Source organism: Intrasporangium chromatireducens Q5-1, assembly GCF_000576575.1.
Lineage (GTDB): Bacteria > Actinomycetota > Actinomycetes > Actinomycetales > Dermatophilaceae > Intrasporangium_A > Intrasporangium_A chromatireducens.
Map to the genome: position 1 here is coordinate 1 of NZ_AWQS01000208.1, position 6,624 is coordinate 6,624.

Genomic DNA, 6,624 nt, shown 5'->3' on the forward strand with positions numbered 1-6,624 from the left:
CCGCCTCGACCCGTGCCACGGCCCTGTCCGGCGCCGCCGGGCTGTGCGCCGCCGTCCCGGCCGGCGCTGCGGGTCTCCCCGGCAGGGCTACCGTGCCGTCCTGAGCGCGAGCCGCCACGGGCTCCGGCGCGACCGGACGTCCGGCGACCACCGCCGCCACCGCCCGAGGGGGCCTCCTCGCGGACGAGGCCACCGGCATACGACCGCTCCCCCGGCGCGAGCTTCGCCAGGATGGGGTGGCCCGGCTGCACGCGGGTCATCGTCGGCTTGATGCCGGCCTTGCGGGTCAGGTCGCGGACGTCGCGGACCTGCTCGTCCAGCATCATCGTCACGACCGTCCCGTCGGCACCTGCCCGAGCCGTGCGGCCGGAGCGGTGCAGGTAGGCCTTGTGCTCGACCGGCGGGTCGGCGTGGATGACGAGGGCCACGTCATCGACGTGGATGCCGCGGGCCGCGATGTCGGTCGCGACGAGCGTCTGCGCCCGACCGGAGTGGAAGTCGTCCATGTTCCGGGTCCGGGCGCCCTGGCTGAGGTTGCCGTGCAGCTCCACGGCCGGCACCCCGGAGGCGTTCAGCTGGCGGGCGAGCTTCTTCGCGCGGTGCTTGGTGCGGGTGAAGACCACCTTGCGGCCGGGCGCCGCTGCCAGGTCAAGGATGACCGGCAGGTGCGCCTCCGCCGACACGTGCAGCACGTGGTGCTCCATGGTCGAGACCGGGGACTGTGCGGAGTCTGCCTGGTGCGTCACGGGGTTGGTGAGGAAGCGCTTGACCAGGACGTTGATGGCGCCGTCGAGCGTCGCCGAGAAGAGGAGCCGCTGCCCGCCACGCGGGGTCTTGTCCATGATGCGGCGCACGCCGGGGAGGAAACCGAGGTCCGCCATGTGGTCGGCCTCGTCAAGGACCGTGATCTCGATGGCGTCGAGCACGACGTGCCCCTGGCCCATGAGGTCCTCCAGGCGGCCCGGGCACGCGACCACGATGTCGACGCCGGCGCGCAGGCCCTGGACCTGGGGGTTCTGCCCGACCCCGCCGAAGATCGTCTGGGACGTCAGGCCGAGCGGCTTCGCGAGCGGGGCGAGCGCCGTGTCGATCTGGACGGCCAGCTCGCGGGTCGGGGCGAGGATGAGCGCGCGGGGCCGGTTGGGCCGTCGCGGTGCCGGCGACTGCGACAGCCGCGTCAGCAGGGGCAGCAGGAACGCGTAGGTCTTGCCCGAGCCGGTCCGGCCCCGGCCGAGCACGTCGCGCCCGGCGAGCGAGTCAGGCAGGGTCGCCGCCTGGATGGGTGTCGGCGTCGTGATCCCGGCGTCGGCCAGGATGGCGACGAGCGCAGTGGGCACGCCGAGCGTGCTGAAGGTGGTGTCAGTGGACACAGGTGGTGAACTCCAAGGGAGAAGAAGGGGTCGTTCTGCCCGGCGCGAGGCACTGTCGGAGTGCGGGTCGCGGCGCAAGAGCGAATCGACTGGGGTGGGAGCGATGGGTCCCGCCAAGAAGAGGCGACCCGAGGCAGAACTGGCGGGTCGCTGCACCTAGCGTAGCCGACGTCCGCGCCAGCCCCGTCATGGGCCTCCGTCGGCGGCGCCCGGCGCTCAGCTGCCGATGAACTCGGCCAGCACCCGGGCGAAGCGTTCCGGCTCTTCCAGATGGGGAAAGTGCCCGGCGCCCTCGAACAGCTCCACCCGGCTGCCCGGCAGGGCCTGGTGTCCCCGGATCGCGTGCCAGCTCGGGATCATCCGGTCCTTGGTGCCCCACACGATCAGGGTCGGGATGCCCGCTGCCGCCGGGAGGCGGTCGTGGGCCGACACGGTCTGCCCACCCGGGTCCACCACCGCGCGCGTCGTGGCGAGGAACGCCCGGCGACTGTCCGCGTCACTGAGGGAGGTGAAGCCCCGCCATGCCTCTCGGACGTCAGGCGAGCCCCGCCAGCCCCAGCCCGCGACGGCACGCCCGACGGCCTCGAGGGGCGAGCGCACCCGAGTCGAGGCAATCACCGGCAGGACCCACTCCGCGCCCGGCAGCGTGGCCGCGCGCAGGAGGGGGCTCACCGACCGGCCCAGGCCGCCGCTCGCCACCAGCACGAGACGCTCGACCCGATGTGGGAAGAGGTAGCAGAACTGCAGGGCGATCCCGCCGCCGAGGGAGTGCCCGACCAGGGTCACCCGGTCGATGCCGAGCAGGTCGAGCAGGTCGCGCAGGGTGGCGGCATGGGCGCCGAGGGAGTAGTCGCCCATCGGCTTCTCGGAGGCGCCGTGCCCGAAGAGGTCCGGGATGACGACCCGGTGGCTCCCCTCCAGGCCGTGGACGAGGTGTGCCCAGTTCTGGTTCGAGCCCAGCAGGCCGTGGATGAACAGGACGGCCGGGCCCTCGCCGCGGTCGATGTAGGACAGCTGGTGACCGTGCACCCGCGTCGTGCGGGCGACCGGCGAATCCGGAACCGACAGCTCGCTCATCACCTCATGCTACTCGCCCGTAACCTACGACGCCGTAGGCCAGGACGCAGCGCGAGAGCGAGGGTGGGTCGCCCCTCCGGCCGGGTCCGACCCGGGTGTCCGCCTGACACACAAAGGCCCCCGCCGTGATCGGCGGGGGCCTTCGGTTGCTGGTGGGCGATACTGGGTTTGAACCAGTTTCCTGGCCTCCCCCGCGTCACTGTTCCGACCAGCGGTTTTGCGCTCCCGACGTGCGGCTATGCGAAACAGTATCGCAGCAACGTGCGGAACGCAACGGAAACGGATATCCTGTTGGTGGTCCACATTTGGTCCACGAAAGGGCGAGGACATGGCGAGCGGAAAGCGACTGTTCGGCGGCATCGAGCGACTGTCGAGCGGCCGATACCGAGCGAAATACCGAGCGCCCGACGGCAAGAGGTATGCCGCGCCGGTCACGTTCGATACCCGACTCGACGCCGAGGCATGGCTGACGGACGAGCGCCGGAAGATCAGCGCGGGGACGTGGGAGGCGCCTCGCAAGCTGCGAGACAAGCCGGCTGCCGAGACGCTGGGGACGTATGCCGAGAAGTGGATGCGTCGCCGCGACCTCAAGCCTCGGACCCGCGAGCACTACCGCTCGCTGTTGGATCGGCAGATACTCCCCGCCCTGGGTGAGGTGCCGTTGAAGGCCCTCACCTCCGAGATGGTGCGGGACTGGCACGCTGACCTCGACCGCGGCCGCCCCACGCTGCGAGCGCACGCCTACGGACTGCTGCGCACGATCCTCGGGACCGCCGTCGCTGACGAGAAGATCGCCGCCAACCCCTGCCACGTCCGAGGGGCCGGCCAGGCCAAGCGAGCCCGCAAGATCAAGCCCGCCACGCTGCGCGAGCTCGAGATCATCGCGGCCGAGATGCCCGAGAAGTACCGGCCGATGGTCATGCTGTCCGCGTGGTGTGCGCTGCGGTTCGGGGAGGTGACCGAGCTACGCCGTAAGGACGTCGACCTCAAGAACGGCGTCATACACGTCCGCCGTGGCGTCGTGCGAGCCGAGGGCGAGGAGATCGTCGGCACCCCCAAGAGCGACGCCGGAACGCGCGACGTGGCGATTCCGCCCCACCTGCTGCCAATGCTCAAGGCACACCGGGACAGCATGCCGATGCGTGGGCAGGACGCCCTGCTGTTCCCCGCGGCCGATGGTGTCTCGCACCTGGCGCCCTCCACGCTGTACCGCGTCTACTACCCCGCCCGTAAGGCGGCAGGACGGCCGGACCTGCGATGGCATGACCTGCGCCACACCGGAGCAACGTTGGCCGCTCAGACGGGGGCCACGCTTGCCGAGCTCATGGGCCGGCTCGGTCACAGCACGCCCGGCGCGGCGATGAAGTACCAGCACATTGCACAGGGGCGCGACGCCGAGATCGCGGCCGCCCTCTCGAGGATGGTGGAGGCCAACCGATGAGTGAGAGCGTCACCTTTGTCTGCAACCATCGCGGTCGGGGCGAGTGGGCCGATCGTGAGCCCGAGCGAATCACGGTGCCAGTGGAACGCCTCGACTCGGACACGCATCTATGGCGCCGTGCCGAGCGGCTCGCCGAGCAACCAAGGAATCGGCAGCCGAACCAGCGGCACCAGATTGCCCAAGCGTCCGCCATCTCAGCCGCGCTCAGTCGCCACCATCAGGTCAAGTGCGCATGTGGAGTGACCGAGCGAATCACACTGGAGGACCTCACCCGTCTGTCGCGCTGGGCAGCAGAGGGGTCGGTCTCCGAGGTGCTGCTCAGCGCGACACGCCGCATCCTCAACCTGATTGACGGTTGACGGGAAGTTACTGGTAGTCTGCGGAACTAAGCGTTAAGGCACCTCCGTGGGTGCAGGTTCTACCTGCCCCCGGAGGTGTTCTGTTGTCTACGACAACACGCACTCGCCCCGCTTGGCTCAGTCAAGCGGAGGCCGCCGACGAGCTCGGCGTTACTGATCGCACGATCCGCAACTACATCGCCCGCGGCGTGCTCCCCGCATTTCGTCCGCGAGGCTCCCGAGCCGTGCGCATACGCGCTACTGACCTCGAGGCGCTTATGCAGCCCATTCCGACGATGGGCACCGGCGCCGATATGCCCGCCCCTGCCACTCGAGGGGGTGCCGGATGAGTTCCCCTGTCGTCACAAGGGATTCCGTTCCCACCGAGGCCGAGCGGGACGCTGGCCTGGCTCGTCAGCGACTCCTTAATAAGGAGTCGCTGGCACTGCCCTGGCCGTCCGAGTCCGTCGCTCGTGTCCGCTACCGGCTCGCCGCCCTCGGTGCCAACGAGGAGGCCGGCGACTACCTCGCCCGGCAGGCCGCACTCAAGGTGCGTGACATCGAGCGCTACACGCGCCGCATGTCCGACGAGGACCTGATCCGGGGCGCTAAGGATGCTCACGAGTTGGCTAACCGTGAGGCTGGCTGGCATCGCCGCCGCGGCGACCTCATTCGGATTCGACCGCGGCCGAGCATGGCCCGTGCGCCTCGGCTGTCGAGCGGCGAGCCGCAGGCGGGGGTGAACGCGAATGTCCCTGCCTGACAAGCGAAACCCCGGGGCGGGCATCCCCGGGGCTCCAGAAGATCAGTTGGCGGGCCGATCTGCTGCCAGTCTAGCCGAGACGGCCGACCACGCGCTCGTGGTGCTCGCCGGCATCCGCAACGGCGGCACGCGTCGTCGCGTCTACTTCAACCTCCCCAGCGCTCACCTTGCCGTCGAGCGCGCACATCGTCGTGGGCTGCCCGCGTCACTGCACCTCGTGCGGCTGCTCCCCGTACCAATGGCCGACCTCGACTCGCTCGGGCACGACGCGCTCGGGGGTGGTGGCCGATGACGAACTATACGTTCGACGACCTCCAGCACGCCTACCTCGTGGGCATCGAGCACGGCCAGATGTGCCGCCTCGAGGTCGACGCCACGGAGCGCGCGCACGAGCTGATCCATGAGCAGGCCGCCGCAATGCTCGGGCTGGCCCGACGCGAGGCGACGCAGCGCCACGGTGCTGCCTGGGCTGCTCTCGTCTGTGACGACGACGTTCCGCCCGGCCTGTCCACCAGGGCGATTGCCCCGGTCGTGGGCGTCTCCGATCGCACCGCCGCTTACGACGTGGCTGCTGTGCAGGATTGCACACCTGTCGTGGACACCGAGACCGGCGAAGTCTCCGACGACTACCCCGCTCCGGCCGAGGCCCGGTGGTCGGCATGACTGCGATGTTCGTCTACGGCATGCCGGATAGTCCCCGGTACGCGCTCGTCAAGGGCCGCCTACGGGACTGGCTCTGCGAGAACGGAATCCCGGCGATGTGGTCGCCGCCGTTGCGCGGCTGGCGCGTCCGGCTCGACCGCCTCGGGGACGTGCTCGCCCTCGCTGAGCGGGACGGCATCCGCGTCCACATGAAGGGGGCGGTGCAATGAGCCTCAACCCCTGGGCCAAGCACTTCCAGCTCGTCTGGGAGAACCGAGCCGGCGACCCGCGGCTGCCGCTGTGGCTGCGCGTCGTCTCGCTCGCCTACGGCAAGCACCGCGCGAACGGACACGCACCGTTCGACCCCGGACAGGTCGCCCTGGTGCTGTCCACCGTCGACCCGGACACGGGCGAGCTCATCACCCCGAAACGGCAGAACGTGCACCGCGCAATCAAGGCCGCCGTCGACTACGGGTTCATCCTCGACGGTTCGTCGTCGCGGTGCCTCGTCGTGCCGAGCCACGCGGTCAGCGGAGGGCTCGGGATGCCCGGGACGCCCTGCCGCTGGCACGCCAAGCGGGGTGAGCAGTGATGGTCCCCACGGTGCAACGTCATCACTCAGTGATGACAAATGGCCGAAACGTCATCACTCAGGGATTACGGCGTAATCACTCAGTGATGACGCGCAAGCCGCTGACCAGCGGTTTTGTCCCTGCCCCTCTAGATTCTTCTCTAAGGGGATCAGCGCGCCCGAAGGGCGCTCCGGTTGGGGGTCTGCGATGACCACCCACGAGGCCCTGAGCCGCGCCCTCGAGCGGGCCACCGAAACGGGGCTCCGCGTCCCGTGCGCGGGCCGTGCCGACGAGTTCACGAGCGACGACGCCGACGTGCTCTCGGCTGCCGCGGCCGAGTGTGACGGGTGCCCGGCGATGGCCGAGTGCGCCGCGGTCGGACACCTCGAGAAGTGGGGCGTGTGGGGCGGCCTCGACCGCT

11 protein-coding genes are annotated in these 6,624 nt (G+C 70.0%); 9 read left to right on the forward strand and 2 right to left on the reverse strand.

Annotated elements, in window-relative coordinates:
- A partial coding sequence (locus N864_RS17550) for a DEAD/DEAH box helicase (RefSeq protein WP_051518749.1) occupies positions 1-1,370 on the reverse strand: 1,370 nt, incomplete at its 3' end.
- 216 nt (positions 1,371-1,586) lie between these two features.
- Entirely contained in the window at positions 1,587-2,447 is an 861-nt protein-coding gene (locus N864_RS17555) for an alpha/beta fold hydrolase (protein WP_051518750.1), read from the reverse strand.
- Positions 2,448-2,775: 328 nt separating this feature from the next.
- Between N864_RS17555 and N864_RS17560 the strand changes: the two genes are divergently transcribed.
- The 9 genes from N864_RS17560 to N864_RS17595 all read left to right on the forward strand — a co-directional run.
- Entirely contained in the window at positions 2,776-3,888 is a 1,113-nt protein-coding gene (locus N864_RS17560; protein ID WP_034719966.1) for a tyrosine-type recombinase/integrase, read from the forward strand.
- On the forward strand, positions 3,885-4,247 hold the full coding sequence (locus tag N864_RS24790; RefSeq protein ID WP_155892991.1) for a hypothetical protein: 363 nt from the start codon (positions 3,885-3,887) through the stop codon (positions 4,245-4,247). The genes N864_RS17560 and N864_RS24790 overlap by 4 nt, the downstream gene beginning before the upstream one ends.
- A 50-nt stretch (positions 4,248-4,297) precedes the next feature.
- Complete coding sequence (locus N864_RS26470; RefSeq protein ID WP_081793993.1) at positions 4,298-4,576, forward strand: helix-turn-helix domain-containing protein; 279 nt, start codon at positions 4,298-4,300, stop codon at positions 4,574-4,576.
- Positions 4,573-4,989, forward strand: a complete 417-nt coding sequence (locus N864_RS17570) for a hypothetical protein (protein WP_034719970.1) — start codon at positions 4,573-4,575, stop codon at positions 4,987-4,989. Before N864_RS26470 ends, N864_RS17570 begins: the two co-directional genes overlap by 4 nt.
- The gene (locus tag N864_RS24795) at positions 4,976-5,281 is read left to right on the forward strand and encodes a hypothetical protein (RefSeq protein ID WP_155892993.1); all 306 of its coding nucleotides are present in this window, start codon (positions 4,976-4,978) and stop codon (positions 5,279-5,281) included. The genes N864_RS17570 and N864_RS24795 overlap by 14 nt, the downstream gene beginning before the upstream one ends.
- On the forward strand, positions 5,278-5,652 hold the full coding sequence (locus tag N864_RS17580) for a hypothetical protein (protein WP_034719978.1): 375 nt from the start codon (positions 5,278-5,280) through the stop codon (positions 5,650-5,652). Before N864_RS24795 ends, N864_RS17580 begins: the two co-directional genes overlap by 4 nt.
- Positions 5,649-5,861 carry a hypothetical protein gene (locus N864_RS17585; protein ID WP_155892994.1) on the forward strand — a complete coding sequence of 71 codons (213 nt, stop codon included), beginning with the start codon at positions 5,649-5,651 and terminating at the stop codon, positions 5,859-5,861. The genes N864_RS17580 and N864_RS17585 overlap by 4 nt, the downstream gene beginning before the upstream one ends.
- On the forward strand, positions 5,858-6,223 hold the full coding sequence (locus N864_RS17590) for a hypothetical protein (protein ID WP_034719984.1): 366 nt from the start codon (positions 5,858-5,860) through the stop codon (positions 6,221-6,223). Before N864_RS17585 ends, N864_RS17590 begins: the two co-directional genes overlap by 4 nt.
- Positions 6,224-6,410: 187 nt before the next feature.
- Positions 6,411-6,624, forward strand: a 214-nt coding sequence (locus tag N864_RS17595; RefSeq protein WP_034719986.1) for a WhiB family transcriptional regulator, incomplete at its 3' end; no start/stop codon positions are given.

What these genes read in the sequence shown, in the direction of transcription:
- N864_RS17590 (WP_034719984.1), top strand. Translation starts at nt 5,858, where the DNA reads ATGAGCCTCAACCCCTGGGCCAAGCACTTCCAGCTCGTCTGGGAGAAC.
- N864_RS17585 (WP_155892994.1), top strand. Translation starts at nt 5,649, where the DNA reads ATGACTGCGATGTTCGTCTACGGCATGCCGGATAGTCCCCGGTACGCG.
- N864_RS17580 (WP_034719978.1), top strand. Translation starts at nt 5,278, where the DNA reads ATGACGAACTATACGTTCGACGACCTCCAGCACGCCTACCTCGTGGGC.
- N864_RS17570 (WP_034719970.1), top strand. Translation starts at nt 4,573, where the DNA reads ATGAGTTCCCCTGTCGTCACAAGGGATTCCGTTCCCACCGAGGCCGAG.
- N864_RS17555 (WP_051518750.1), bottom strand. Translation starts at nt 2,447, where the DNA reads ATGAGCGAGCTGTCGGTTCCGGATTCGCCGGTCGCCCGCACGACGCGG.
- N864_RS24795 (WP_155892993.1), top strand. Translation starts at nt 4,976, where the DNA reads ATGTCCCTGCCTGACAAGCGAAACCCCGGGGCGGGCATCCCCGGGGCT.
- N864_RS17560 (WP_034719966.1), top strand. Translation starts at nt 2,776, where the DNA reads ATGGCGAGCGGAAAGCGACTGTTCGGCGGCATCGAGCGACTGTCGAGC.
- N864_RS24790 (WP_155892991.1), top strand. Translation starts at nt 3,885, where the DNA reads ATGAGTGAGAGCGTCACCTTTGTCTGCAACCATCGCGGTCGGGGCGAG.